This is a genomic window from Streptomyces sp. NBC_01471 (assembly GCF_041438865.1).
In the GTDB taxonomy this organism is placed as follows: Bacteria; Actinomycetota; Actinomycetes; order Streptomycetales; family Streptomycetaceae; genus Streptomyces.
In genome coordinates this window covers 7,779,423-7,805,998 of record NZ_CP109450.1, presented here as the reverse complement: position 1 = coordinate 7,805,998, position 26,576 = coordinate 7,779,423, and the positions used below count along the sequence as shown (strand labels likewise).

At 72.5% G+C, this 26,576-nt stretch carries 18 protein-coding genes and 2 riboswitches; of the genes, 6 read left to right on the top strand and 12 right to left on the bottom strand.

What is annotated here, in order from left to right; translation table 11 throughout:
* Positions 1-11: 11 nt before the first annotated feature.
* From OG285_RS35300 to cobN, 4 genes are all read right to left on the bottom strand, one after another.
* Entirely contained in the window at positions 12-1,025 is a 1,014-nt protein-coding gene (locus OG285_RS35300; RefSeq protein ID WP_371793368.1) for a zinc-binding dehydrogenase, read from the bottom strand.
* A gap of 55 nt (positions 1,026-1,080) precedes the next feature.
* Entirely contained in the window at positions 1,081-1,935 is an 855-nt protein-coding gene (locus OG285_RS35295) for a polysaccharide deacetylase family protein (protein ID WP_371793367.1), read from the bottom strand.
* Positions 1,936-2,183: 248 nt separating this feature from the next.
* Entirely contained in the window at positions 2,184-3,272 is a 1,089-nt protein-coding gene (locus tag OG285_RS35290; protein WP_356834642.1) for a HoxN/HupN/NixA family nickel/cobalt transporter, read from the bottom strand.
* A gap of 28 nt (positions 3,273-3,300) precedes the next feature.
* Positions 3,301-3,503, bottom strand: a riboswitch (cobalamin riboswitch).
* Positions 3,504-3,663: 160 nt separating this feature from the next.
* Positions 3,664-7,260, bottom strand: coding sequence for a cobaltochelatase subunit CobN (gene cobN / locus OG285_RS35285; RefSeq protein ID WP_356834588.1), 3,597 nt, complete (start codon positions 7,258-7,260; stop codon positions 3,664-3,666).
* A 36-nt stretch (positions 7,261-7,296) separates the two neighbouring features.
* A riboswitch (cobalamin riboswitch) is annotated at positions 7,297-7,447 on the bottom strand.
* Between the two features lie 107 nt (positions 7,448-7,554).
* Between cobN and cobG the strand changes: the two genes are divergently transcribed.
* The 3 genes from cobG to OG285_RS35270 are packed head-to-tail and all read left to right on the top strand — an operon-like array spanning position 7,555 to position 11,028.
* A complete protein-coding gene (gene cobG, locus OG285_RS35280) occupies positions 7,555-8,874 on the top strand; it encodes a precorrin-3B synthase (protein ID WP_356834586.1) in 1,320 nt (439 codons plus the stop codon).
* A gap of 19 nt (positions 8,875-8,893) precedes the next feature.
* Positions 8,894-9,520, top strand: a complete 627-nt coding sequence (locus OG285_RS35275; protein ID WP_356834640.1) for a precorrin-8X methylmutase — start codon at positions 8,894-8,896, stop codon at positions 9,518-9,520.
* Positions 9,521-9,528: 8 nt separating this feature from the next.
* Positions 9,529-11,028 (top strand): precorrin-2 C(20)-methyltransferase, encoded by a 1,500-nt coding sequence (locus OG285_RS35270; RefSeq protein WP_371793366.1) that lies wholly within the window; start codon positions 9,529-9,531, stop codon positions 11,026-11,028.
* A gap of 36 nt (positions 11,029-11,064) precedes the next feature.
* Here the strand turns inward: OG285_RS35270 and OG285_RS35265 are convergent, their stop codons facing one another.
* Positions 11,065-11,805, bottom strand: coding sequence for a cobalt-precorrin-6A reductase (locus OG285_RS35265; protein ID WP_356834582.1), 741 nt, complete (start codon positions 11,803-11,805; stop codon positions 11,065-11,067).
* Positions 11,806-11,816: 11 nt separating this feature from the next.
* Here OG285_RS35265 and OG285_RS35260 point away from each other — a divergent pair, with 11 nt between their 5' ends.
* Positions 11,817-12,935 (top strand): cobalt-precorrin-5B (C(1))-methyltransferase, encoded by a 1,119-nt coding sequence (locus tag OG285_RS35260; protein WP_371793365.1) that lies wholly within the window; start codon positions 11,817-11,819, stop codon positions 12,933-12,935.
* Positions 12,936-13,066: 131 nt separating this feature from the next.
* On the opposite strand, the gene OG285_RS35255 is transcribed toward OG285_RS35260, so the two are convergent.
* Positions 13,067-13,951: an alpha/beta hydrolase gene (locus OG285_RS35255; protein ID WP_356834578.1), complete on the bottom strand. Its 885-nt coding sequence runs from the start codon at positions 13,949-13,951 to the stop codon at positions 13,067-13,069.
* The gene (locus tag OG285_RS35250) at positions 13,948-14,508 is read right to left on the bottom strand and encodes a quercetin 2,3-dioxygenase (protein ID WP_371793364.1); all 561 of its coding nucleotides are present in this window, start codon (positions 14,506-14,508) and stop codon (positions 13,948-13,950) included. Before OG285_RS35250 ends, OG285_RS35255 begins: the two co-directional genes overlap by 4 nt.
* A 124-nt stretch (positions 14,509-14,632) precedes the next feature.
* On the opposite strand from OG285_RS35250, the gene OG285_RS35245 reads away from it, so the two are divergent.
* Positions 14,633-15,073, top strand: coding sequence for a MarR family winged helix-turn-helix transcriptional regulator (locus OG285_RS35245; protein ID WP_371793363.1), 441 nt, complete (start codon positions 14,633-14,635; stop codon positions 15,071-15,073).
* Positions 15,074-15,146: 73 nt separating this feature from the next.
* Here the strand turns inward: OG285_RS35245 and cobM are convergent, their stop codons facing one another.
* From cobM to OG285_RS35225, 4 genes are all read right to left on the bottom strand, one after another.
* Complete coding sequence (gene cobM / locus OG285_RS35240) at positions 15,147-15,896, bottom strand: precorrin-4 C(11)-methyltransferase (RefSeq protein WP_356834572.1); 750 nt, start codon at positions 15,894-15,896, stop codon at positions 15,147-15,149.
* The gene (cbiE, locus tag OG285_RS35235; protein ID WP_371793362.1) at positions 15,893-17,167 is read right to left on the bottom strand and encodes a precorrin-6y C5,15-methyltransferase (decarboxylating) subunit CbiE; all 1,275 of its coding nucleotides are present in this window, start codon (positions 17,165-17,167) and stop codon (positions 15,893-15,895) included. Before cbiE ends, cobM begins: the two co-directional genes overlap by 4 nt.
* A 280-nt stretch (positions 17,168-17,447) precedes the next feature.
* A complete protein-coding gene (locus OG285_RS35230) occupies positions 17,448-17,726 on the bottom strand; it encodes a DUF6332 family protein (protein WP_356834568.1) in 279 nt (92 codons plus the stop codon).
* Entirely contained in the window at positions 17,726-19,948 is a 2,223-nt protein-coding gene (locus OG285_RS35225; protein ID WP_356834566.1) for a LamG domain-containing protein, read from the bottom strand. The genes OG285_RS35230 and OG285_RS35225 overlap by 1 nt, the downstream gene beginning before the upstream one ends.
* 363 nt (positions 19,949-20,311) lie before the next feature.
* Here OG285_RS35225 and OG285_RS35220 point away from each other — a divergent pair, with 363 nt between their 5' ends.
* Entirely contained in the window at positions 20,312-23,536 is a 3,225-nt protein-coding gene (locus OG285_RS35220) for an alpha-L-rhamnosidase (protein WP_371793361.1), read from the top strand.
* 88 nt (positions 23,537-23,624) lie between these two features.
* Here the strand turns inward: OG285_RS35220 and OG285_RS35215 are convergent, their stop codons facing one another.
* Positions 23,625-26,504, bottom strand: a complete 2,880-nt coding sequence (locus OG285_RS35215; RefSeq protein WP_371793360.1) for a PDZ domain-containing protein — start codon at positions 26,502-26,504, stop codon at positions 23,625-23,627.
* Between the last annotated feature and the right edge of the window lie 72 nt (positions 26,505-26,576).

Genomic DNA, 26,576 nt, shown 5'->3' with positions numbered 1-26,576 from the left:
GGCAAGTCCTGTCACACGGCGCAGGTCACGATCGCGCGCCCGCTGTTGCCGCCGGCCAGCAGGGTGGCGAACGCTTCCGGGGTCCGTGCGAAACCGGGCACCGAGGTGTGCACACTGCGCAGCGTTCCCTCCCTGACCAGCTTGCCCGCCTCGGCCTCGAACCGCGGCCGCAGCTCCTCGTGCGCGGTCACCGCGAATCCGCGCAGCGTCAGTTCCTGGTAGATCGCCCGTGCGTAGTTGGCCGGGCCCCGGCGCTCCCCCGCGGATCCGTACTGCGAGGCGATGCCGCAGATCATCGCCCGGCCGCGGAAGCTGAGCACGTCGAGCGCGGCCTCCAGCTGATCGCCGCCGATGTTGTCGAAGAAGAGGTCGATGCCGTCGGGTGCGGCGGCCCGCAGCAGGTCCACGGCGGCGCCGTGACGGTAGTTGAACGCCTCGACACCCAGGTCTTCGGTGAGCAGGCTGGTCTTGGCGTCCGAGCCGGCGCTGCCGATGACCCGTGCGCCGTATGCCCTGGCCCACTGGACGGCGCAGCTGCCGACCCCGCCCGCAGCGCCCGACACGTAGACGGTCTCCCCCGGGCGCACCCGGCCGAGGTGCACCATTCCGGTGTAGGCGGTGAAGCCGACGTGTCCGAGTACGGTGAGATGCGTCTCCAGCGGGAGGTCCGACCGGTCCCGCGGGATGCGTCGCAGCTCGCCCGCGTCCACCACGTCGGCGGTACGCCACGGAGATCGCGGCCGGACCGCGAGGTCGCCGGGCCGGTACGCGTCGCTGCGGGACACGAGCACCTCGACCACGGCGTCGCTCTCGGGCACGGACCCGATGGTGAGCCCCGGGCCGTACGGGGTGCCCGCGGCGCCGATCCTGGTCGCCATCCCCGCGTTGAGCCCCAGTCTGCGCAGTGCGACCAGGACCTGGCCGGCGCCGGGGGTGGGCGGTGCGCCCGTCCCGGCCACCTCGAAGTCCCCGGCCCGCACCGCTCCTGCCGGATACCGGGCCACCCGCACCTCTTCGACGATCATGGGAGGCAGACTATCGCCGGCGGTACGGCGGGCGGCCCGGCCCTGCCCGTCCGGGTCAGAGCTCCGGCCGCACCGGGACGTAGCCGCTGTCGAGCAGCCGGGGAAGGTAGTTCCTGACCGCGGCGACGGTCTGGGACCGGTTGCCGCCGCCGTCGTGACAGAGCACGATCGTGCCGTCCTTGACATCGCGCAGCACGGAGTTGGTGATGCTGCGCGTGCCCGGCCGCGCCCAGTCGTTGGTGTCGAGCGACCAGCCCAGCGGCTCCATGCCGAGGTCGGCACAGATCCCGAGGGTCGGCGGGTTCCAGTCGCCGTACGGGGCGCGGGCCCAGTCGGGCGGGGCGCCGAGAACCTTCTCGATCAGATCGCTGGTCCGGGCGAGTTCGGTCCGGGCGGCGGCCGGCTTCAACTTGGTGAGCTGGGGGTGGGTCCAGGAGTGGTTGGCGACGGCGTGTCCGCCGTTCGCGATGTCGTGCAGCAACTGCGGGTACTGGACGGCGTTCTCGCCGATGACGCAGAACGTCGCCTGCACGTTGTACTGGGCCAGGATGCGCAGCACCTGAGGTGTGTACTCGGGGTCGGGACCGTCGTCGAAGGTGAGCGCGATCCTGCGGCCGCCGTTCTCCTCCATCGAGTACACCGCATGAGTGCGCACCGCCGGATTGTGTGCCGGGGCACCCATGGATGTCTCGCCTGCGAAGGGCCGCAGCCGGTAGTCGGGGGGACGGGCTGCCGCCGCCGCTGGAGGTCCGGCGGCCGGCGGTGCCTGGACACGGTGGGGCGGCGCGGTGGCGGCCGGTGCCTGAGAGGGGTGTGGGGCGGCGGCCGGTGCGGTGTCGCCGGAGAGGCCCCACACCCGGGAGACGACTCCGCCGATGCCCAAGGCGCCCAGACCGACCGCGGCGCGCACGAATCTGCGCCGACCCTGCGTATTAGTGTGATTTTCTGACTGCATGGCACCGTACTGCCATACGCGGGCGCGATTCCGTGGCCGACACCGCCGCAGGCGCGTCCGATTCCACCCCGTCGGACCTGTCCGCTGCCCGCCCCGTCCGCCGGATGGGCGCATCCCGGCCGGCCCGGGCGGGGGAAGACTGGCGGGCGCTCGGGTCCGTGGCCATGATTCCGCACCGGTCCGTGGCCGTATTCCGCGCCGGTTCAGCCGCTGTCGGAGGCGCGGACCGTCCACCTCTCCTCCACCTTGGCGATGCGCCAGTAGGCGAGCGCGGCAGCCCACACGACGACGAAGAGGGCGACGATGAGATAGCCCACGTTCCCGAGGTCGAGGCCCGCTATCCAGTCGGTGACCGCGTCCTGGAGGTCGAGCTTGTCGTGCAGCACGCTGATCAGTTCGATCGTGCCGATGAGGAACGCGACGGCGATCGACAGGCCCGTGATGGCGAGGTTGTAGAACACCTTGCGCACCGGGTTGGAGAAGGCCCACTGGTACGCGAAGTTCATGAAGGTGCCGTCGAGCGTGTCGAAGAGGCTCATTCCGGCCGCGAACAGCAGCGGCAGGCAGAGGACGGCGTACCAGGGCAGGCCCGCGGCGGCGCCGCTGCCCGCCATCACCATGAGGGCGACCTCGGTGGCGGTGTCGAAGCCCAGGCCGAAGAGGAAGCCCAGCGGGTACATCTGGCCCGGCCTGGTGATGGACTTGGTGAAGCGGCCGAGGATGCGGTTCATGAACCCGCGCGAGTTCAGGTGCGATTCGAGTTCGGCCTCGTCGTAGCGTCCCGCGCGCATCTCCTTGAAGACCCGCAGAATGCCCACGAGGGCAACCAGGTTGAGCGCCGCGATGAGGTACAGGAAGGAGCCGGAGACGCTCGTGCCGACGACGCCCAGCACCTGGTGCGCGTCCGAGCCCTCGTTCATGAGGACCCCGGCGAGCCGGGCTCCTCCGGCGACCAGCGCCGCCATGGCCACCACCACACTGGAGTGCCCCAGCGCGAACCAGAAGCCCACCGAGACCGGGCGTTTCCCGTCGGCCATGAGTTTGCGTGTGGTGTTGTCGATGGCGGCGATATGGTCGGCGTCGAAGGCGTGCCGCATCCCGAGTGTGTACGCGGTGATGCCGAGACCGACCCCGAACGCCTTGGATCCGACCTCGTAGTGGCCTGGCTCGACCAGCAGGAACAGCACGCCGAACGCAACGGCGTGGAGGGCGGCTATCACCCCCAGGAGCCCGGCGGTACGTACGGTGTCCTCGCGCCGCCAGGCGAACGCGGCGGAATCGGGCAGGGTCATGCGGGTCACGCTCCAGCACCTCGTGGATCACTTCGTGAGATGGCGTGGCCGGTCTCCAGGCTGACGGGCTCGCTGATGCCCGCCACCGGCCCTGCCTTGCCGGCCGCGCACGCGGCCAGTGGCTGCGACGGGACGGCGACCCCCCGATCACAGTGGTGAGGGCCGCTCCGGTCCGAGGCCCCGAGGGGGCTTTCACCGGTCTTCCCGAACACCACGGCTCACTCACACCAGGGTTCTGGCCGCCGGTGGCGGCAACCGCCCCACCTGGGCAGGTATCGGATCTCACACCCACCGGCGGCCGGGTGGTCCGCTGCCGCACACCGGTGCCGGGAGAGCCGGGCTCCCCCCGTCGCACCAGCGGCAGCGGACCACCGCGAGGAGACCGCGCCGGTCAGTCCTCGCCCTCCAGATTCCCTTCGGTCTCCAGGTACACCTGGCGCAGCGCTTCGAGCGTCGCGGGGTCGGGCTCTGCCCACATACCGCGGGACTCCGCCTCCAGGAGGCGTTCCGCGATCCCGTGCAGGGCCCAGGGGTTGGCCTGCTGGAGGAAGTCGCGGTTGACCGGGTCGAGTACGTACGTCTCGGTGAGCTTGTCGTACATCCAGTCGGCGACGACACCGGTGGTGGCGTCGTACCCGAAGAGGTAGTCGACGGTGGCGGCGAGTTCGAAGGCGCCCTTGTAACCGTGGCGGCGCATCGCCTCGATCCAGCGGGGGTTGACCACCCGCGCGCGGAAGACCCGTGAGGTCTCCTCGACGAGCGTGCGGGTGCGGACGGTCTCGGGGCGGGTGGAGTCTCCGATGTACGCCTCCGGGGCGCTCCCGCGCAGGGCCCGGACGGTGGCGACCATGCCGCCGTGGTACTGGAAGTAGTCGTCGGAGTCCGCGATGTCGTGCTCGCGGGTGTCCGTGTTCTTCGCGGCGACGGTGATCCGCTTGTACGCCGTCTCCATCTCGGCGCGGGCCGGGCGGCCGTCCAGTTCCCGGCCGTAGGCGTAGCCGCCCCACACCGTGTACACCTCGGCGAGATCCGCGTCGGTGCGCCAGTCGCGGCTGTCGATGAGCTGGAGGATTCCGGCACCGTAGGTACCCGGCCGCGAGCCGAAGATCCGGGTGGTGGCCCGGCGTTCGTCGCCGTGCTCGGCGAGGTCGGCCCGGGTGTGGGCGCGTACGTAGTTCTGCCCGTCGGGCTCGTCGAGGGATGCGGCCAGCCGTACCGCGTCGTCCAGGAGGCCGATGGTGTGCGGGAAGGCGTCCCGGAAGAAGCCCGAGATGCGCAGGGTGACGTCGATGCGGGGACGGCCCAGCTCGTCGAGCGGCACCGGCTCAAGGCCGGTGACCCGGCGTGAGGCGTCGTCCCACACCGGGCGGATACCGAGCAGTGCGAGGGCTTCGGCCACGTCGTCGCCCGAGGTGCGCATCGCGCTGGTGCCCCACAGGGAGAGCCCCACGGAGGTGGGCCACTCGCCGTTGTCGGTGCGGTAGCGCTCCAGGAGCGAATCGGCGAGCAGCTGTCCGGTCTCCCAGGCGAGCCGGGACGGGATGGCCTTGGGGTCGACGGAGTAGAAGTTGCGGCCGGTCGGCAGGACGTTGACCAGGCCGCGCAGCGGGGAGCCGGAGGGCCCGGCGGGGACGAATCCGCCGTCCAGCGCGTGGAGGGCGTGGTCGATCTCGTCGGTGGTGGCAGCCAGCCGCGGAACGACCTCGCGGGCCGCGAAGCCGAGGATGTCGGCCACTGCCTGCGGGTGGCCGTCGGCGACCTTGACGGCGGCCTCCGGATCCCAGTCCGCCGCTTCCATCGCCTCGACGAGGACCCGCGCCTGCTCCTCCGCCGCGTCGGCCGCGGTACGGGTGGCGTTGGCCTCGTCCAGGCCCAGCGCTTCGCGCAGCCCCGGCAGTGAGGCGGTGCCGCCCCAGATCTGTCGGGCGCGCAGGATGGCGAGCACCAGGTTGACCCGGTCGGCTCCGGCGGGCGGGTTGCCCAGGACGTGCAGTCCGTCACGGATCTGCGCGTCCTTGATCTCGCACAGCCACCCGTCGACGTGGAAGATGAAGTCGTCGAAGCCCTCGTCGTCGGGCCGGTTCTCCAGGCCCAGGTCATGGTCGAGTTTGGCGGCCTGGATGAGCGTCCAGATCTGGGCCCGGATCGCGGGGAGCTTCGCCGGGTCCATGGAGGCGATCTGGGCGTACTCGTCGAGGAGTTGCTCCAGGCGCGCGATGTCGCCGTACGAGTCGGCGCGGGCCATCGGCGGGACCAGGTGGTCGACCAGCGTGGCGTGGACGCGGCGCTTGGCCTGGGTCCCCTCGCCCGGGTCGTTCACCAGGAACGGGTAGATGAGCGGAAGATCACCCAGGGCCGCGTCGGGACCGCACGCGGCGGAAAGGCCCGCGTTCTTGCCGGGCAGCCACTCCAGGTTTCCGTGCTTGCCGAGGTGGATCATGGCGTCCGCGCCGAAGCCGCCGTCGTCCGCGGAGGCGGCGATCCAGCGGTACGCGGCCAAGTAGTGGTGCGAGGGCGGCAGATCGGGGTCGTGGTAGATCGCGATGGGGTTCTCGCCGAATCCGCGCGGCGGCTGGATGAGGACCAGCAGATTGCCGTGGCGCAGGGCGGCGAGCACGATGTCGCCCTCGGGGTTGCGGCTGCGGTCGAGGAACATCTCGCCGGGCGCCGGGCCCCAGTGCTCCTCCACGTTCGCACGGAGTCCGGCGGGGAGCGTGGCGTACCAGCGCCGGTAGTCGGCGGCGGGGATACGGACGGGGTTCCGGGCGAGCTGCTCATCGGTGAGCCACTCCTGGTCGTGGCCGCCGGCCTCGATCAGCGCGCGGATCAGTTCGTCGCCGTCACCGGAGGCGAGACCGGGGACGTCCCGCGGACCGAAGTCGTACCCCTGGTCGCGGAGCCGGCGCAGCAGGGCGACGGCGCTCGCGGGGGTGTCCAGGCCGACGGCGTTGCCGATCCTGGAGTGCTTGGTGGGGTACGCGGAGAGCACCAGGGCCAGGCGTTTGTCGGCGGGGGCTATGTGCCGCAGCCGCGCGTGGCGCACGGCGATCCCGGCGACGCGGGCGGCCCGTTCGGGGTCGACGACATAGGCGGGGAGCCCGTCCTGGTCGATCTCCTTGAAGGAGAAGGGCACCGTGATCAGCCGGCCGTCGAACTCGGGTACGGCGATCTGGCTGGCCGCGTCCAGCGGCGACACGCCCTCGTCGTTCTCCTCCCAGACGGCCCGTGAACCCGTGAGGCAGAGCGCCTGGAGGATGGGGACGTCCAGGGCGGTGAGGGCGCCCGCGTCCCAGGACTCGTCGTCGCCCCCGGCGGAGGCCTGGGCGGGCTTCGTTCCGCCGGCGGCCAGGACGGTGGTCACGATGACGTCCGCCGCGCGCAGCGTTTCGATCAGCTCCGGCTCGGGGGCGCGCAGCGAGGCGACGTAGAGCGGCAGGGCCCGGCCCCCGGTGTCCTCGACGGCCTCGCAGAGGGCGGCCACGAAGGCGGTGTTGCCGCTCATGTGGTGGGCCCGGTAGTAGAGCACCGCGACAGTCGGCCCGTCCGTGGTGCGGGCGGTGCGGTCCAGCGGGCCCCAGCTGGGCGCGGGCGCCGGGGGCTCGAAGCCGTGGCCGGTGAGGAGCACGGTGTCGGAGAGGAAACGGGCGAGCTGGTCGAGGTTGGCGGGCCCGCCGTGTGCCAAATAGGCATGGGCCTCGGCGGCGATTCCGACCGGGACGGTCGACGCCTCCATCAACTGGGCGTCGGGGGCCTGCTCGCCGGTGAGGACGACGACCGGGCGCCCGTCCGCCAGGAGCAGGTCGAGGCCCTCCTGCCAGGCGCGGATGCCGCCGAGGAGGCGTACCACGACCAGGTCGGCGCCTTCGAGGAGCGCGGGCAGGTCGGTGAGCTGGAGGCGGGCCGGGTTGGCGAAGCGGTAAGCCACCGGGCCGTCAGCGGCACGGGCGCTGAGCAGGTCGGTGTCGGACGTCGACAGGAGCAGGAGCATGCGGCGTCAGGCCTTCCTCGGGGTGTCCACGCCCCGGGCGGTGGTCAGGACGGCGGGAGTTCCTGGCTCACCCGGCTCGGAAGCCGGGCTCACAGTGGCGGGACCGCGCCGGAATCTCACCGGGCTTCCTCCCCTGTCGCCGTCTAGGCGATTGCGGGCCGAACGGCCCGTCGCCAAGCATAGTAACGACCTTGACGGGCGACCGGCAGTGGGCCACCGGGTCCGCCCGCGGCGCACCCGGTCCTTACGAGCCGTCGCATCGGTGCAGGACATGGGCCTTGCGGACTGGTCGGTATGCTCGCCGCCATGCCCCTCTCCTCCGCACCTCCGCCTCCACGGGAGCCGGCCGCCCGCCGTGACCGCGGTGACGCGTGTCCGGGCAGCCTGCGCCTGCACACGGCGGCCGACGGCGCGCTGGCGCGGGTCAGGATCCCGGCGGGCGTACTGACGGTTTCGCAGGCCGGGACGCTGCTGGACGTGGCGCGGCGGCTGGGCGACGGGGCGCTGCATCTGACGTCGCGCGGCAATGTGCAGCTGCGCGGGCTGGCCCCGGACCGGGGCCAGGAGCTCGCCGAGGTGTTCGCGGGCGCCGGGCTGCTGCCCTCGGTACGCCATGAGCGGGCCCGCAATGTCGTGGCCTCCCCGCTGTCCGGCCTCGACGGGCGGGGAGCGGCCGATGTCCAGCGCTGGGCGCGGGAGTTGGACGCACTACTCTGTGGCTGCGAGGCGGCCGCGGAGCTGTCGGGCAGGTTCCTGTTCGCGCTCGACGACGGCCGCGGTGACGTGGCCGGGCTCGGCGCGGATGTGACGTTGATCGCTTCTTCGGGCGCCGGTGCGCTGCTGTGCGCCGGCGATGCGCGGGAGACGCTGGCGGTGCCGGCCGAACACGCGGCCCGCTGTGCGCTGCTGGCGGCCGAGACCTTCCTGAGCACAGCCCGTGCCGCCGGAACCGGCGCCTGGCGCGTGGCGGAACTGCCCGGCGGACCGGCGGCGTTCGTCCGCGCGGTCGCGGAGCGGCTGGCAGCCGCCGGCATCCCGGCCGCTGCCCGGGACCGGGCGGAACGGCTGACGTCCGGAGCCGGGCCCGCGCCCGGTCCGGTGCCGGCCCCGGACGGACGGACGGCGCTCTCCGTCGGGGCGCCGCTCGGCCTCATCACCTCCGCCCAGTGGCGCCTGCTGACCGACACGGCGCAGCACGACGGCAGCGGCGAGCTCCGGCTGACCCCGTGGCGGGGTGTGGTGCTCCCCGGTCTCGGACCGGACACCGCTGAGGCCCGGCTCGCCGGACTGTCGGCCGCGGGACTGATCACGGGACCGGACTCCCCCTGGCACGGGGTCGGGGCGTGCATCGGGCGCCCCGGCTGCGCGAAGTCCCTGGCCGATGTGCGCGCCGACGCCGCACCGGCCCCCGGCACCGGTCACGGCCTGCCCGTGTACTGGTCGGGGTGCGCACGGCGCTGCGGCCACCCCCACGGCGACTGGGTGGACGTGGTCGCCACGGACGCCGGTTACGAGGTCTCCGTACGCGGTGAACGGCTGCGCGAGACCATGAACGACCCCTCAGAGTTCGCCGCCACCGTGGCGGAAGCCCGGACCACGCCCCTCACGCAGTGACGAAATGAGCGAGAAGACAGTGTTCGACTACGAGAAGGACGGCCCGGCGATATACCGCCAGTCCTTTGCGACCATCCGCGCAGAGGCGGACCTCTCGGAGCTTCCCGCCGATGTCAGCCAGGTCGCCGTCCGGATGATCCACGCCTGCGGCATGGTCGACCTGGTGCGCGATCTCGCCTACACGCCGCAGGTGGTGGCGCGCGCCCGCGAGGCGCTGCGCGCCGGCGCCCCCGTGCTGTGCGACGTGGCGATGGTCGCCAGCGGGGTGACCCGCAAGCGGCTGCCCGCCGGCAACGAGGTGGTGTGCACGCTGTCCGACCCGTCCGTGCCCGGTCTCGCGGCGGAGCTCGGCACGACGCGTACCGCCGCGGCCCTGGAGCTGTGGCGCGACCGCATGGAGGGCGCCGTGGTGGCCGTGGGCAACGCGCCGACCGCGCTGTTCCGGCTGCTTGAGATGGTCCGCGACGGCGCTCCGCGCCCGGCGGCGGTCATCGGGATGCCCGTCGGCTTCGTCGGCGCGGCCGAGTCCAAGGACGCGCTGGCCGACAGCGTCCACGGTCTCGACCACCTGGTGGTGCGCGGGCGCCGCGGGGGCAGTGCCATCGCGGCGGCCGCGGTCAACGCCATCGCGAGCGAAGAGGAATGAACACCAGCATGAGCAAGCAGAACACCGGGCGGCTGTACGGGGTCGGGCTCGGCCCCGGTGACCCGTCGCTGATGACCGTACGCGCCGTGGAGGTCATCGCCCAGGCGCAGGTCGTCGCCTTCCACAGCGCCCGGCACGGCCGGTCCATAGCCCGGTCCATCGCCGCCGGGCACATCCGCGCCGACCACATCGAGGAGGCGCTGGTCTACCCGGTCACCACGGAGACCACCGACCACCCCGGCGGGTACCGGGGCGCGATGGAGGAGTTCTACGCCGAGGCGGCCGCCCGGCTGGCGGCCCATCTCGACGCGGGCCGCACCGTGGCAGTGCTCGCCGAGGGCGATCCGCTCTTCTACGGCTCGTACATGCACATGCACAAGCGGCTGGCGGACCGTTATCCGACCGAGGTGATCCCGGGGGTGACCTCGGTTAGCGCGGCCGCCGCCCGGCTCGGTGCGCCGCTCGTCGAGGGCGAGGAGGTGCTGACGATCCTGCCGGGCACGCTGCCCGAGGAGGAGCTGACGGCCCGGCTGGCGTCGACGGACTCCGCGGTGGTCATGAAACTGGGCCGCACCTTCCCGGCAGTGCACCGGGCGGTCGAGCGGTCGGGGCGGATGGCCGAGGCCCGCTACGTGGAGCGCGCCACGATGCCGGGCGAGCGGACCGGCGAACTGGCGGACGTGGAAGCCGGATCGGTGCCGTACTTCTCGGTGGCGGTGCTGCCGAGCCGCGTCGGCGCGCCCGAGCCGGTACGCGAGCACGGTGACGTCGTCGTGGTCGGCACCGGCCCCGCGGGCCCGCTCTGGCTGACCCCGGAGACCCGGGGCGCGCTGGCGGCCGCGGACGACCTGGTCGGCTACACCACGTATCTGGACCGGGTCCCGGTCAGGCCCGGCCAGCGGCGGCACGGCTCCGACAACAAGGTGGAGTCGGAGCGCGCCGAGTTCGCTCTCGACCTGGCCGGGCGCGGCCGGAAGGTCGCCGTGGTGTCCGGCGGTGATCCCGGTGTGTTCGCCATGGCCACCGCCGTACTGGAGGTCGCCGCCCAGGACGCGTACCGCGATGTCCCGGTGCGGGTGCTGCCCGGGGTGACCGCCGCCAACGCGGCCGCCGCCCGGGCCGGTGCGCCGCTCGGCCACGACTACGCCACGATCTCGCTCTCGGACCGGCTCAAGCCGTGGGAGGTGATCGAGGAGCGGCTGCGCGGCGCGGCCGCGGCCGACCTGGTGCTCGCGCTGTACAACCCCGGCTCCCGCAGCCGGACATGGCAGGTCGGCAAGGCTCGTGACCTGCTTCTCGAATACCGCTCGCCGGACACGCCCGTGGTGCTGGGCCGGGACATCGGCGGACCGGGCGAGAGCGTGCGGATCGTACCCCTCGCAGCCCTCGATCCGGCCGAGGTCGACATGCGCACGATCCTGCTCGTCGGCTCCTCCCGGACGCGGACCGTGCGGCGGGGCGACGGTGAGGAGATCGTCTGGACCCCCCGGAGCTACCCCGAGGGGTGACGGGGTGGGTTCCGGCGGGGCTCGCGGCGGCAGGGGTCAGGCCGTATCGCGCAGGTCCCGTACCCAGCGGGCGGCTTCCCCGGGGGTCCCCGCGACCTGTACGCCTTCGGGAACGGCGGGGCGGCGGACGACGACCACCGGGAGACCGGCCTCCCGTGCCGCGGTGAGCTTGGCGGCGGTGGCCGGTCCTCCGCTGTCCTTGGTGACCAGCACGTCGATCCGGTGGTCGCGCAGCAGCGCCCGCTCGCCGTCCAGGGCGAAGGGTCCGCGGTCGAGCAGTGTCTCCATGTGCAGCGGGTGCGGCGGAAGCGGAGCGTCGACCGACCGCACCAGGAACCAGAGTCCGTCGAGGGCCGCGAACGCGGCGAGGCCCATCCGCCCGGTGGTGAGGAAGATCCGGTGTCCCAGCGCCGGGAGCATGGCGGCGGCCTGTTCGAGCGAGTCCGCGGGGTGCCAGTCGTCGGCGTCTCCGGCCACCCACCCGGGTCTGCGCAGGGCGAGCAGGGGAACATGGGCGGTGGCAGCGGCCGAAGCCGCGTTGAAACTGATGGTTCCGGCGAAAGGATGGGTCGCGTCGATGAGCGCGTCGACCTCGTGCTCGCGCAGCCACTGCGCCAGTCCCCCGGCTCCGCCGAACCCGCCGATACGGACCTCGCCGGGCGGCAGCACGGGCCGTGCGACCCGTCCGGCCAGGGAACTGGTGACGCGGACCCCGGGGTGCAGGTCCGCGGCGACCCGCCGGGCCTCGGTCGTGCCGCCGAGTATCAGTACGTGCATCGGAGCCTTTCGTGGCTGAGGGGAGTGGTGGCCGCAGCGCCCAACTCAAGCACACCGGGCTGCGGCCCGGCTGGACGACCGGCGCCTGCGCGACCGCTGCCGCGACGGCCGCCTACACCGCGCTGCTGAGCGGCGAGTTCCCGGACCCGGTGACGGTCACCCTGCCCAAGGGGCAGACGCCCTCGTTCGCGCTGGCGGTCGAGGAGCTGGGCGAAGGGCGGGCGACGGCGGGGGTGGTCAAGGACGCGGGCGACGATCCGGACGTCACCCATGGCGCGCTGGTCCGGGTCACCGTCCGGCGGCTGCCGCCGGGCTCGGGGGTCGTGTTCAAGGCGGGCCCGGGTGTCGGCACGGTCACCCGCCCGGGGCTGCCGCTCGATGTGGGCGAGCCCGCCGTCAATCCGGTGCCGCGCCAGATGATGCGCGAGCACATCGCCCGCGTCGCCGAGCGCCACGGCGCGGGCGCGGACGCCGAACTCACGGTCGCTGTCGACCACGGCGAGGAGATCGCCCGCTCCACCTGGAATCCCCGGCTGGGCATCCTGGGCGGCCTGTCCATCCTGGGGACGACGGGCGTTGTGGTGCCCTACTCCTGCTCGGCCTGGATCGACTCGATCCGGCGCGGCGTCGATGTGGCGCGGGCTGCCGGGCGTACGCATCTGGCCGGATGCACCGGGTCCACGTCGGAGCGGACCGTCGTCGCCGAGTACGGGCTCCCCGAGGACGCCCTGCTCGACATGGGGGACTTCGCGGGGGCCGTGCTCAAGTACGTGCGCCGCCACCCGGTGGACCGGCTCACCGTCTGCGGCGGTTTCGCCAAGCTCTCGAAACTGGCGGCCGGGCACCTCGATCTGCACTCGGCCCGCTCCCAGGTGGACAAGGGATTCCTGGCCGGTCTGGCGCGGCGGGGCGGCGCCGCCGAAGCGCTGGCCGCGGAGGTGGCCGGGGCCAACACCGGGCTGGCCGCGCTGCAGTTGTGCCGCGCGGCGGGGATCCCGCTGGGCGACCTGGTGGCGGTGGCCGCCCGTGACCAGGCGCTGTCGGTGCTGCGGGGCGCGCCGGTCGCGGTCGATGTCATCTGTATCGACCGCGCCGGCAACGTCGTGGGCCGCAGCGCCGTCGGGGCGTAGCACAGGGCGGGGCGTAGCACAGGGCGGGGCGTAGCACAGGGCGGGGCGCGGCACAGGTTGGTCCCGGCACAGCCCGGTCCGAACGCCGTCCGGTCCGGGCACCGCCGGGGCGCAGCACCGTCCGGCCGTCCTCAGGACACCAGGCCGCGGGCGAAGCCGAGCGAGGTGGTGAAGATGTCCTCCACCTGGTCCGCGGGCAGCCCCGCCCAGCCGTGGTCCGCTCCCGGTATCAGCCGCAGGTCGACGTGCGCCCCCGCCGTGTCCAGTGCCGCTGCGAGGTCTCTGCTGTGCGAGCAGCTGACCATGGTGTCCTCCTCGCCGTGGGCGATGAGGAAGGGCGGCGCGCCGGAGTGCACGCGGGAGAGCGGGCTTGCCGCGCTTGCCTGCTCGGGGAGCGCCGCCGGGGCGCCGCCCAGCAGCAGGGCCTCCGGGGTGGCCGGGTTGTCCGGGCCGTAGCCGCCGCGTGGGGTGGTGAGGTCGCTGGGCCCGTACCAGACGACCGCTCCGGCGAGGGGCGGACCGGTGTGGGTGAGGGCCAGGAGCGCGGCGAGGTGTGCCCCGGCGGACTCGCCCCACACCACGGTCCGGCCGCTGTCGACACCGAGCTCCGCCGAGCGGGTCGCCAGCCAGCGCAGTGCGGAACCCAGGTCGTCGAGCGGGGCGGGGAAGGCCGCCTCACCGCTGAGCCGGTAGTCGACGCAGGCGACGGCGAAGCCCTCGGCCGCGATACGGGCCTGCGGCCCCGGAGACCATTCACGGAACCGGAACCCCAGGTCGTCGCGGCGGCCCCGCATCCAGGCGCCACCGTGCACGAAGAGCACCAGGGGGGCCGCTCGCGAACCGGTGTTCCGGGGCAGCCACAGGTCCAGCTCCAGCGGGCGGGTGCCGTCGCGGAGGGCGTAGGGGACGCCGCGCAGCACCCGTGTGCCGGTTTCGAAGGGCACGGCATGCGGCAGCGGGGCGACATCCGGGTGCGGCGCGCGGAGCCGCTCGGGAAGGGACATCCCCGCGTTCACCGGTCCGCCCTCCACTGGTGGCCGGGGAGGAACCGCACGTCGTACTCCTGGGGGATGGTGGCGAACTTCTCCGGCGCGGGGACGACGGGCTCGTGCGGCAGGCCGAGCTGCTCGGTGGGCGCGCCGAAGTTCTCGAAGAACCGCTCGAAGGTACCGCCGGGGCCTGCGGCGACGCCGACGACCTGGCTGTGATGGCGCTCGATGCGATAGGCGTGCGGGCAGTTCTTGGGTACGAAGCCGAAGTCGCCCGGGATGAGGAGTCTCTCCTGCTGGTCGCCCCCGGTGTCCTCGACGAACACGCGGACGGCACCGGCCGTCACGTAGAAGACCTCGTAGGTGTCCGGGTGCAGATGGGCCGGGATGATGTCGCCCTTGGGGCCTTCGACAGTGAAGAAGTTGAAGGCGTTCTCGCTCTGCTCGCCGCCCGCGTAGACGGTGACCAGGTCGCCGAACAGGTGGGCGCGGTCCCCTTCCCCCTTCTCTATGAAATAGGGCCTGCCCGGCTCGGGCGGGATGCGTGAGGCCCGCCGGTAGGCGGTGGCGTACTCGATCGTCATGGATTCCTCCCGGGCTCGGATCGAATGTCAGGTAGCCTGACATGACAGTTCGCCGCAGGGCAACCCGCCGGTCCCGGACCATGGACCGCCCCGGCCCGACCTGCTGTGAGGAACAGAGGAACAGATGGACACCGCCGGCCGTACGCTCCCCCAACTGCTGACCGAGGCCCGGCGCTGGTTCGAGGAGGGTCTGCTGGCGGCCATGGAAGAGGCCGGTGCGGCACCGGTGTCCCCGGCCCAAGCCCAGCTCTTCGCCGTACTCGACGAGCGGGGCACCACGGTGTCCGAGCTGGCCCGGCGGATGGGGGTGACCCGGCAGACCACGCACCAGGCCGTCCACGGCCTGGTGGTCGCCGGGCTGCTGGAGCAGGTGCCCGACCCCGCCTCGGGCCGGCGGCGGCTGATCCGGCGCACCGCGCGGGGCGAGCAGACCCACCGGCAGGCGGAGCTCGTCCTCGAACGGGTCGAGGACGAGCTCGCCGCGCGGATCGGCCGCCCGGCCGTGGACGCCTTGCGTGCCGCCCTGGAGACGCCCTGGGGGCCACCGCCCCAGCTGCGGCCGTGAAGGGTGACCCGCCCCCGTCCGCCGCACGATGCACGAGAACGCAAGGGGCACGCGACGGACCGTGGCACGCCTGTCAGCAGGCGTGCCGCTCCCGCTCAGGTGAGTAGAGGTGGCTGTCGCCGAACTGTTCGGCGCCGAGTGTGCGGCCGACCATGATGACCGCCGTACGCAGGATGCCCGCCTCCGCGACCTGCCCCGCGATGGTGTCGAGGGTGCCCCGCAGGACGACCTCGCCGGGCCTGCTGGCCAGCGCCACGACAGCGGCCGGGCAGTCCGCGCCGTAGTGCGGCAGCAGCTCCGCCACGACCCGCTCGGCATGCTGCACCGCCAGGTGCAGCACCATCAGCGCGCCGCTGCGGCCGAGGGTGGCGAGGTCCTCGCCGTCCGGCATCGCGGTGGCGCGCTGGGCGACGCGGGTGAGGATCACGGTCTGGCCGACGGTGGGGACCGTCAGTTCGCGCTTCAGCGCGGCAGCCGCCGCGGCGAAGGCGGGAACGCCCGGCACCACCTCGTAGTTCACCCCTGCCGCGTCCAGCCGGCGCATCTGCTCGGCCACCGCGCTGAAGACCGAGGGGTCACCGGAGTGCAGACGGGCCACGTCCTGGCCGGCCCGGTCGGCACGTACCAGTTCGTCGGTGATCTCATCCAGGTCGAGCTGCGCCGTGTCGGTCAGCCGGGCGTCCGGCGGGCATTCGGCGAGCAGCTCACGCGGTACCAGGCTGCCCGCGTAGAGGCAGACACCGCAGGACGCGAGCAGCCGGGCGCCGCGCACCGTGATGAGGTCCGCGGCGCCGGGCCCGGCGCCGATGAAGTACACGGTCATCTGTCTTCTCCAGGAAGGGGTGGGAGCGGGTTCTTCTCGACGGCCCACTGCGTGACCGGCATGGCCTGCCGCCAGCCGGTGAAGCCTCCGACGGGCACGGCGTGCGCGACGGCGAGGCGCACCAGGTCGCCGCCGTGTCTGCGGTAGCGGTCGGCGAGGAGCGCCTCGGACTCCAGCGTCACGGTGTTGGCGACGAGCCTGCCGCCGTCGGGCAGTGCGTCCCAGCACGCGTCAAGGAGGCCCGGAGCGGTGAGCCCGCCCCCGACGAACACCGCGTCCGGCGTGGGCAGTCCGGCCAGGGCGTCCGGGGCGGCGCCCGTGACGACTCGGAGGGCGGGGACGCCGAGCCGGGCGGCATTGCGGGCGATGCGCTCGGCACGCACCGGGTCGCGCTCGACGGTGATGGCGCGGCAGGACGGGTGGGTGCGCATCCACTCGATGGCGATGGAGCCGGAGCCGCCCCCGATGTCCCAGAGCAGTTCGCCGGGGGCGGGGGCGAGCGCGCCCAGCGTCGCGGCGCGGACATGGCGCTTGGTGAGCTGGCCGTCGTGTTCGTACGCCTCGTCGGGCAGCCCGGGTGCGGCGCCGGTCCTCGGAGTGCCCGGGGTCCGGCGGCAGTCGACCGCGATCACGTTGAGCGGATCGCCGGGCGGGTGCGTCCAGTCGGCGGCGGTTCCCTCGGTGGTGTTCTCCCGCTCGCCGCCGAGCTGTTCGAGTACGCGCATCCGGCTCGGCCCGAATCCGTGGCCGGTCAGGTGCGCCGCCACCTCGGCGGGGGTCGCGGCGCCCGCGCTGAGGACCAGCACGCGCCGGCGGTCGTGCAGGGCGGCGGTCAGCCGGGCGGTGGGCCGGCCGACGAGGGTGACGACCTCGGTGTCCTCGACCGGCCAGCCCAGCCGGGCGCAGGCGTACGAGACCGACGAGGGATACGGCAGGACGACGAGCCGGCCCCCGCCCTCGCCGAGCACCTCGGTCAGCGCCCGCCCGATGCCGTGGAACATGGGGTCACCGCTGGCCAGTACGGAGATCCGGCGCCCGGCATGTGCCGCGAGGATTCCGGGGACGGCGGGGCGCAGCGGCGAGGGCCACGCCACCCGCTCGCCCGGGCACCGTGCGGGGAGCAGGGCCAGCTGGCGGGCGCCGCCGACGAGCACCTCGGCGGTCAGCAGGGCCTGCTGCGACGCGGCCGGAAGTCCGTCCCAGCCGTCGGCTCCGATTCCGACGACGGTGACGGGCGCCGGGGCGGGATGTGGGGGCGGTGCGGGGGCCACAGCCGGGTTCCTCACGGGTCGGATCGGTCCGAGTGTGTTCGGACCGGATCAGGTCAGATCGACATCAGGTCGGATCGAAATCGGGTCGGTCGGATTCGCATTCTGGCCGCACGCCTGTGACATGCACAAATTCCCGTCGGAAACCCCGCCGGTACGCACGCCGCCACACCCGTCGCGCCCCACCGCGCCGCGCCCCACCTGAACGCGCGGCGGCGGGGAGCCGCATGTATGTGCTCCCCGCCGCCGCGTCAGCGTCCCGCCGCGTCAGCGTCCCGCCGTGTCAGCGTCCCGCCGTGTCCGTATGCCCCGGGCGGCCCGGCCGCCGGCGCCCGCGTTCGAACGTCCTGAGTACATGCACGACCCGTACCAGCGCGAGCACTCCGCCGACCGCCGTCCCGGTCAGCAACAGCGCTGTGATGACGCGGTGCGGCAGATCCCACACGGCCGCAGGACCGGCGATCACGCCGAACACCACCGCACCGAGGAAGCCCGCACTGACCAGGGCGTAGCCGATCTCGACGGTCCTGGCGTCCCGGTCGGCCCGGCTTGCGCCGCCCATCAGCCGGCGCTCCTGCCCAGCGTGTAGTGGCCGGCCACCCGGGCGGCGCTGAGCACCCCGGGGTAGACCGCTGTCTCGTCCAGGTCCCCCTTGAAGAAGTCACTCGTGGGGCGCGAGGGCCAGCCGCTCAGGGCGTCGCCGCCCACCCGCCAGTAGCCGCTGGACGTCTCGCTCTTCGTCACGGTGTTGCTCTGCAGGAGGTGGCCGTCGACGTAGAGGCGCATTCCGGTCGGGCCCTGCGTGGCGACGGCCTGGTGCCATTTCCCGTCGTTGTACGCCTTCGGACTCACGAGCGTCTTGAACCCGCTGCCGCTCACTCCGAAGACGAGCTTGCCCGCATTGGTCATGTACACCTGCTTGTCGTACTTCTTGCTGGCGGCCGTCGTGTTGTCGCCGAACCCGATCAGTTTGCCGCCCGACGTGCTGGTGGTCCTGAACCAGGTCTCCAGGCTGTACTTGGCGGGTGCGGTGTACCGGCGGTCGCTGTATATCCACTGGTTGGTGCCGTTGAACCCGATCGCGGTGGACGGGCCGCCGACGGCTCCCGGAGTCCGGCGCAGCGAGGGGGCGTTGACGTCCACTCCGGAGCGGTTCGCGCTCGACGTGTCCGCCACGAACGGCGCTGTGTGGTCGTCGTAGCGCCAGTACAGCGAGGCGCCGTCGCCGAGGACCGCGGCCGGGTAGGGCTCCGCCGCGGCCGTCGCGGTGGCGCTGACGGCCGCCGACTTGGCGCTGGTGTTGCCCGCGGCGTCGGACGCGGTGATCCGGTAGCTGTAGCTCTTGCCCTTGGTGACCGAGGTGTCCGTGACGGACACCTGGGGCCGGGCCCACATCAGCGAATCGGCCTGCACGGTCGCCATGGGTGTGGTGGATCCGTCACGGTAGACCTTGTACGTCAGCTTCGAGTCGTCCGTGTCGAAGCTCGCGCGCCAGCTGACCCGCACCTGGCCCGGCTTCGCACTGGCAGCGGCGCCCACCGGAACGGTCGGTGCCCCCTTGTCGCCGGTGGATGCGAACCGGGTGAGGCTCTGCGCCGCCGAGCCGTTGACGGTGGTGAACTCGCCGCCCGACCAGAGGTACTGGGTGGAGCCTGCTGTCGCGATGGTCAGGGCGCGGGGGCCGATCCCCTCGCCGTTGCCGTCGTTGGTGTCCGGGGTCCAGCCGAGCTTCCCGGTGCCCGTGGTGGGCTCCGCCAGGAAGTGGTGGCGCGGCCCGTTGGGGAACTCGCCGACGCTGGAGCAGTCGTGGGCGTGCGAGGCGCTGTAGAGCACCCCCTTGTACGACTTCACGGACTGGGTGGCCCCGAGACAGGTGTCGCGCCAGCGCTGGTCGAGGCTGCTCGCGTCGAGGGCGATCCGGCCGTCGAACACGGCGAAGCCGGTGCCCTCGTTGCCGGTGTAGATCCCGGTGGCGTCCGTGTCGAGGGTCTTGACCACCGAGTTGGTCTCGATGAAGCCCGGGTAGGCCTTCGTCACCTTGCCCGACTTCGCGTCCACCACGGCCAGGGCGTGCGACGTCGTTCCGTTGACCTTGAAGAAGTCCCCGCCGAGCACCGCGTTCTTGCCGTCCGGGGTCAGCACGAGGGCACGGCCCGGCTCGTCCGCGTCGGCCGTGAAGGGCAGCACCGCCCCGTCGGACGCCTTGACCGCGGCGAAGCGCTGGCGCTTCTGCCCGCTGACGGTGCCGAAGTCACCCCCCGCGTACACCGTGTCCTTGGTCACCGTCAGCGCCCGGACGGTGGCGGCGAAGGCGGGCCGGAACGAGGTCTTCGGCTTGCAGGTGGCGATGTCGATCGCCGCCAGCGACGACACCTTGGTGCCGTTGACCGCGCCGAAGTAGCCGCCCGCGTAGAGCGTCTTCTTGTCGGGCGAGACCGCCAGGGCCCGCACGGTGGCGGTACCGCTGCCTACCGTGAAGGAGAGGGTGCAGCCGGCGGGCGCGCCGGTCGAGGCGTTGAACGCGGCGAAGTTCACCGCTGACCGCGCCTTGCCCGCGACACCGGCCGGCGGACGCAGCGCGGAGAACGTACCGCCCGCGAACACCACCCCGTCGCTCTGGGCGAGCGCCCAGACGATCCCGTTGGTCTGCCAGGTCGGCAGCGCGTCCGCCGTGAACGCCACCGGTGGCGTGATCGCGGATGCCCCGGGTGCCGCGATCACCCCCAGACCGGCCGTGGCGAACGACATGGCGAGAGCGACCGACAGCGTTCTTGATCTCTGCATGAACCCCCCAGAAGAAGAACCGGGCTCCTTCCGGAGGACCGCGGAACATCCTGAATACGACAGTTCGGGGACGAGTGGAACGGATCGCCCCACCCCAACCACCCCGTATCTCACCGTACTTGCCGAAAGGCCGTCGTACCCGCCACTCCCCCCGGGTGGCCGGAACCGGATGAGACGGGAGGCATCGGCAGTGAATGCTTTCAGCCATCGGAAGAACGGCCGTCCGGTTCGCCCGGCCAGGGCCTCGGCACACCATGGCGCCGGTTCGCCGGAGTTCGGTCAGAACTCTTGACAGCCCGGATGGGCGACCCTAGCTTCCCGGTTCGTGAAACGATTCATTGCCGAGTCGTGACGGAGCCGAACATGATCAGCAGAAGACGACTGCTCAGCACCACCGGCGCGGCCCTGGCGGCGGCCGCGGCAGCGGGAACGGCCCCGGCCGCCCGCGCCGCCGGCGCTTCCGGAGCCGCCGGGGACCGCAAGGGCGCGGCAGACGCCGTCCGCGTCACCGGGCCGACCGTGGAGTACGCCGGGCGGCCGCTCGGACTCGACGTGGCACGGCCGCGGCTGAGCTGGCCGCTCGCGTCCGGCGGTCACGACCGGGCACAGACCGCGTACCAGATCCGGGTCGCGACCGACCCGGGCCGGCTGGCCGATCCTGATGTGTGGGACAGCGCCAGAGTGACCTCGTCCGATTCGCTCCTGGTGCCGTACGCGGGGCCGCCGCTGCGCTCCCGTACGCGCTACCACTGGTCGGTACGCGTCTGGGACGACCAGGGCGAGGCCTCCGAGTGGAGTGAACCCTCCTGGTGGGAGACGGGGCTGACCGACGCGTCGGACTGGTCCGCACAGTGGATCGGCGCACCGGCCGCGCTCGTCGCTTCCCCCGCACTGGACGGCGCGTCCTGGATCTGGTTCCCCGAGGGCGACCCGGCGAACAGCGCCCCGGCGGGGACCCGTTGGTTCCGCGGCGGCGTGGACGTGGCGGCCGGTGTCACCCGGGCCCGTCTCGTCATGACCGCGGATGACGGGTTCACGGCGTATGTGAACGGCACTCAGGTCGCTCACACCGTGGCGTACGGTCCTGCGAACAACTGGAGCCGTCCCCTGGTCGTCGACGTCACGGAACTGCTGCGCCCGGGCGCCAATGTGGTGGCCGTCGCGGCGGTCAACGCGCTGGCGGGGCCCGCCGGGCTGCTGGGCCTGCTGGAGGCCACCGGCGAGGACGGCACCCGGACATCCGTGACCGGCGACGGCTGGCTGACGGCCGCTCAGGAGCCCGCGCCCGGCTGGAACGCGGCCGGTTTCGACGACAGTTCCTGGCAGGCCGCGCGGGTGCTCGGTGCGTGGGGTACGGGTCCCTGGGGCGAGGTGGCCGCCTCGGTGGCCCCGGCCGTCCAGCTGCGCCACGAGTTCCGGCTGCGGGGCAAGCCGGTCGCCCGCGCCCGGCTGTACTCCACGGCGCTGGGTGTCTACGAGGCCGCTCTCAACGGCGAGCGGGTGGGCGACGACCAGCTCGCGCCCGGCTGGACCGACTACCACCGGCGCGTCCAGTACCAGACGTACGACGTGACCGCACTGCTCGTCCCGGGTGCCAACGCGCTGGGGCTGACGGTCGCGTCCGGCTGGTACGCGGGGCACGTCGGCATGTTCGGTCCGCGCCAGTACGGCGAGATCCCCGCGGTACTGGCCCAGTTGGAGGTGGTCTACCAGGACGGGACGACCGATCGTGCCGGGTCGGGGGCCGGCTGGCGTGTCACGACCGGGCCGGTGACCGACGCCGATCTGCTGATGGGTGAGACGTACGACGCCCGCCGGGAGACCCCGGGGTGGACACGGGCCGGTTTCGACGACTCCCCCTGGGTGCCGGCCGCCGTCGTGGACAAGGTCACGGCCCGGCCGGTGGCGGAGGCCGACGCTCCGGCGCGCGTGGAGCGTGAGATCGCGGCCCGCGGGGTCACCGAGCCGGAGCCCGGTGTCTTCGTCTTCGACCTCGGCCAGAACATGGTCGGTTCGGTCCGCCTGCGGGTCTCCGGCAAGGCGGGCACCACGGTGCGGCTGCGCCACGGTGAGGTGCTCAACCCCGACGGCACGCTCTACACGGACAATCTGCGCACCGCCGCGGCGACGGACACCTACACCCTGGCGGGCCGGGGCACCGAGACCTACGCGCCGCGTTTCACCTTCCACGGATTCCGCTACGTCGAGGTGACCGGCTACCCGGGCCGGCCGCCGCTGAGCGCTGTGGTCGGCCGGGTCGTCCACACGTCGGCGCCGTTCACGATGGAGTTCAGGACGAACGTCCCGATGCTCAACCAGCTGCACAGCAACATCACCTGGGGCCAGCGCGGCAACTTCCTCTCGATCCCCACCGACACTCCGGCGCGTGACGAGCGCCTCGGCTGGACGGGCGACATCAACGTCTTCGCGCCCACCGCCACGTACACCATGGAGTCGGCGCGGTTCCTCACCAAGTGGCTGTCCGACCTGCGCGGCAACCAGACCGCGGAGGGCAGCTTCACCGATGTGGCTCCCGCCGTCGGCTCCGTCGGCAACGGTTCGGCGGGCTGGGGCGACGCCGGGGTCACCGTGCCCTGGGCGCTCTACCAGGCGTACGGGGACACCCGGGTCCTGGAGGAGTCGTGGGACTCCATGGTCCGGTGGATCGGCTGGCTGCGGCAGCACAGCGACGGACTGCTCCGCCCGGCGGAGGGGTACGGGGACTGGCTCAACGTGGACGACGAGACTCCCAAGGACGTCATCGGCACGGCCTGTTTCGCACACAGCGCCGACCTGGTCGCCCGGACCGCGGACGCGCTCGGCAAGGATCCGGCGCCCCACCGCGCCCTCTTCGAGCAGATACGCGCCGCCTTCCGCACCGCGTACGTCTCCGCGGAAGGACGGGTCAAGGGCGACACCCAGACCGGGTACGTCCTCGCCCTCTCCATGGACCTGCTGGCGGACAGGGAACGCGGACCGGCCGCCGGCCGGCTGGTCCAGCTGATCGAGGCCAAGGACTGGCACCTGTCGACGGGCTTCCTCGGTACGCCGCGGCTCCTGCCCGTCCTCACCGCCACCGGGCACACGGACGTCGCCTACCGGCTGCTGCTCCAGCGCACCTTCCCGAGCTGGGGCTACCAGATCGACCGGGGCTCCACGACCATGTGGGAGCGCTGGGACTCGATCAGGCCCGACGGCACCTTCCAGGACGCCGCGATGAACTCCTTCAACCACTACGCGTACGGCTCGGTCGGCGAGTGGATGTACGCGAACATCGCGGGCATCGCCCCTGGCGAACCCGGATTCCGCAGAACGGTCATCAGGCCGCGCCCCGGCGGCGGGGTGACGGAGGCCGAGGGCCGTTTCGACTCGCGCTACGGGCCGGTCACCACGCACTGGACGACCTCCGGAGGGTTCCGCCTCACCGTGTCGCTGCCCGCCAACACGACGGCGGAGGTGTGGGTTTCCGCCGGCCGGGCCGCCGATGTCGGCCACGGGGACGCGGAGTTCCTGCGGATGGAGGACGGCTGCGCCGTCTTCCACGCCGGATCGGGAACCCACCGGTTCGCCGTCCGGGCCCCCGGCTGAGTTCCCGGCCCCCGGAAGCGGGACCGGAGCGCCGCCGGACGGACGTGTTCCGGTCCCCCGGCGGCGCTCCACAGGTCGGCCGGGTACGTCAGCTGCGTACCGTGAAACCGTCCACGATCATGTACTGCCCGCTCTTCATCGTGCCGGTGAGGGTGTGCACCCCGGCCGGCAGGCCGCTGACCGAGTAGAGCTTCTGCTGGTACTGGCGGGAGCCGCTGGTGGCGTCGACGGTCTCCCGGTGGACCCCGTCGACGGCGATGTCGATCGTTCCCTCGTCCGCGTTCAGCTCGGTGAGGAAGTCGGCTCCGGTGCCGTTGAAGGTGAAGGTGAAGGAGTCGCCGGCGGCGGTGGTGGCGTCGATGTCGTTCTGGAACGAGCCCTGGCCGCCGGCCCCGGCGCCCCGCCACCCCCAGCCGCTCCCGGTGTAGGTCACGCCCGCCGTGTTGTTGTACTGCTGCGCACCGCCGGGCTTGACGACACTCACCGTGGTGGAGGCCTGCGCACGCCAGATGCCCAGGGTCACGGTGCTGCCGGGGGCGAGCGTGTTGTAGACGGTCCAGAAGCTGTCGCGGTCCGTCACGCCGGTCCCGTTCACGGACCGGATCACGTCGAGGGGGCGCAGCCCCTGCCCGTGGGCGTAGGAGGCGGAGGGGACGACCGGGAGGTACAGCCCGTCGAAGTCGCCGAGCCCGACGGCCGACTGGGTGGCCTTGTCGTACACCTGCCGGGCGGTGGCGCCCATGAGCGGCTCGGGCTGGGTCTCGATCACGGTGTCGGGCTGGGGGGCGGCCGGCCAGCCGACCGCGGGGGGCGTGGCCTCCCCCGGCCTTCCGGTACCGAAGCGGTTCATCGGGAAGTCGACGAATCCCAGGGCCTTCGCGGGCGAGTCCGCAGCCGGCGTGTAGTCGGTCATACCGGGCGAGTCCCACGGTGATCCGCCGGCGAACCGCGGATCCGCGGTCACCGAGTGGGTGTCCAGGTGGCCCGCGCCCCAGACGTCCGGCAGGGTGACCGGCCGGCCGTTGTCCCAGAACAGGTTGTTGTCGGCGGTGTACCGGGCCGCGGCGGGATCACTGCCGGTGAGCGAGTAGGGCGAGTCCGCCAGGATGATGTTCCTGGCGATGGAGTCGCCGTTGTCGCGGTGCGAGATCTGCTCGTAGACCGATCCGCCCACGACGATGTTGTTGGTGACCGTCCGCTTGAATCCGTCCCGCAGCTTGATGCCCGCGCCCAGCAGCAGGTTGTTCTTCACGACGTAGTTGCTCGAACCGTCGTCCAGGTCGACGGCCCATTCGCTGTTGTGCCAGATCCGGTTGTTGCTGATCGTGATCGGCCGGACGACGTCGAGCAGCGAGTAGCTCTTCTGCAGGGCGTCGGACTCCGCGCTGGGGTTGGTGCTGGGCCCGGCGATGGGCCAGTACCTGTCGCGTCCCCAGGCGTTGACGGGCCCGTGGTCCGACGTCTCCTTCACGCAGTCGAAGATGTCGTTGTACTGGATCCGGTGCCCGCCCCAGGTGCCGTCGTTGACGTTGACGCAGGAGCGCGGGCTGCCGTGGATGGTGTTGTGGGCGACGGTGACGCTGCTGCTCATCGAGATGTTGACCCCGGCGCTCTGCTTCTCGAACCGGCCCATGTCCGCCATGCTGTTGCCGCTGACGTCGATGTCGCGCGGATAGTCGTCGGTCCTGGGGCCGGGGGTCAGGTCCGTGGGCGGATCGACCATGTGCGCCCAGGTCGAGGGGTTCCGGACGGCCCGGGTGGAGCCCACCACCTGCACGTCGCTCGCGCCGGAACCCGTGAAGGTGTTCCCGGTGACGGCGTCGCCCTTGTTGTAGCCGTCGATGAAGACGCCGTTGCCGCCGGCCTGGACGAAGGCGGAGCGGGAGACGGTGATGTTCCGGGCGTTCTTGATGTGGACGGCCCCGGCCCGCGCCACCGCCCAGTCACCGAGCTGCAGCGGCTCGTACGGGGTGTCGAAGAGGGTCCGGTGCGTGGCGGTGAAGGTGAACCCGTCGAACGTGAGGTCGTGGACGGGGCGGGAGGCGGACGCGCCCTCGACCCGGACGAGTTCGTCCAGTTCGGCGGTGTCCACCGTGGTCCTCGACAGGTCGGTGCCGGCCGGCGGGATCATGTACAGCTTCCCGGCGTCCCTGTCGTAGAACCACTCGCCGGGCGCGTCGAGTTCCTCGAACACGCCCTCCGCGACGACGTGCGCGGTGTCCACGTCGCCGCCCCGGTTGTTGTCGCCGACCCATTTCAGCTTGAGGCCGGACGCGTCCCGCCCGGTGATCGTGTAGTCGTTGCCGCCCCAGTGGGCGGAGTGCAGGCCGCGGATGTCCCCGGTGGACGGGTTCTTCCACTGCGCCGACCGGGCGTTGAGGGCCGCCATGGTGGTCGAGCCGTTGAGTACGGCCGTGCCCGCGTCGAAGTTCGGGTAGCGGGCGAGCACTTGCCGGGTGCCGCCCACGAACAGCCCGTCGATCTTCCGGTGCGCCCCGATGTCCGCCACCCGGATCGCGCTGTCGTGCGGGTCGGTGGTCCACGCTGCCGTCACCCTGCGGCCCCCGCTGAGGACGGCCCGCTCGCCGGGGTACGAGGAGTAGGTCACCGGGGCGGACGCGCTGCCCGAGTCGGCGGCGCCGAACTTCAGGGTGGCTGCGGGGTGGTAGGTGCCGCCGCGGACCCACACATGGACCGGGTGCCCCGCCCCGGACGCCTTTCGCGCGGAGCTCTGCGCGGCCGCCAGGGTCAGCAGGGGGCTGCGCGTGGACTGCCCGGAGTTCCGGTCGCTGCCGGACGCCGATACGTAGATGTTCCTGGCCGCCGGGGCGTGGTCCGCCGCGGCCGCGGTGCCCGCGGTGAGGGCGGGGGCCGCGCCCACGGCGACGGCGGCGAGGAGCGCCGTCGTCGCGAGCCGCCGTTTCGGGGCGGCTCTGCCTCCTGGTCTGTCGTCTGAGCTGCGGTGCACGTCTGACTCCCTGACACGGTAGGGGGCGAACTGTCCAGCAGATGCGTCGATCGCGATGTTCTTTCATCCGAT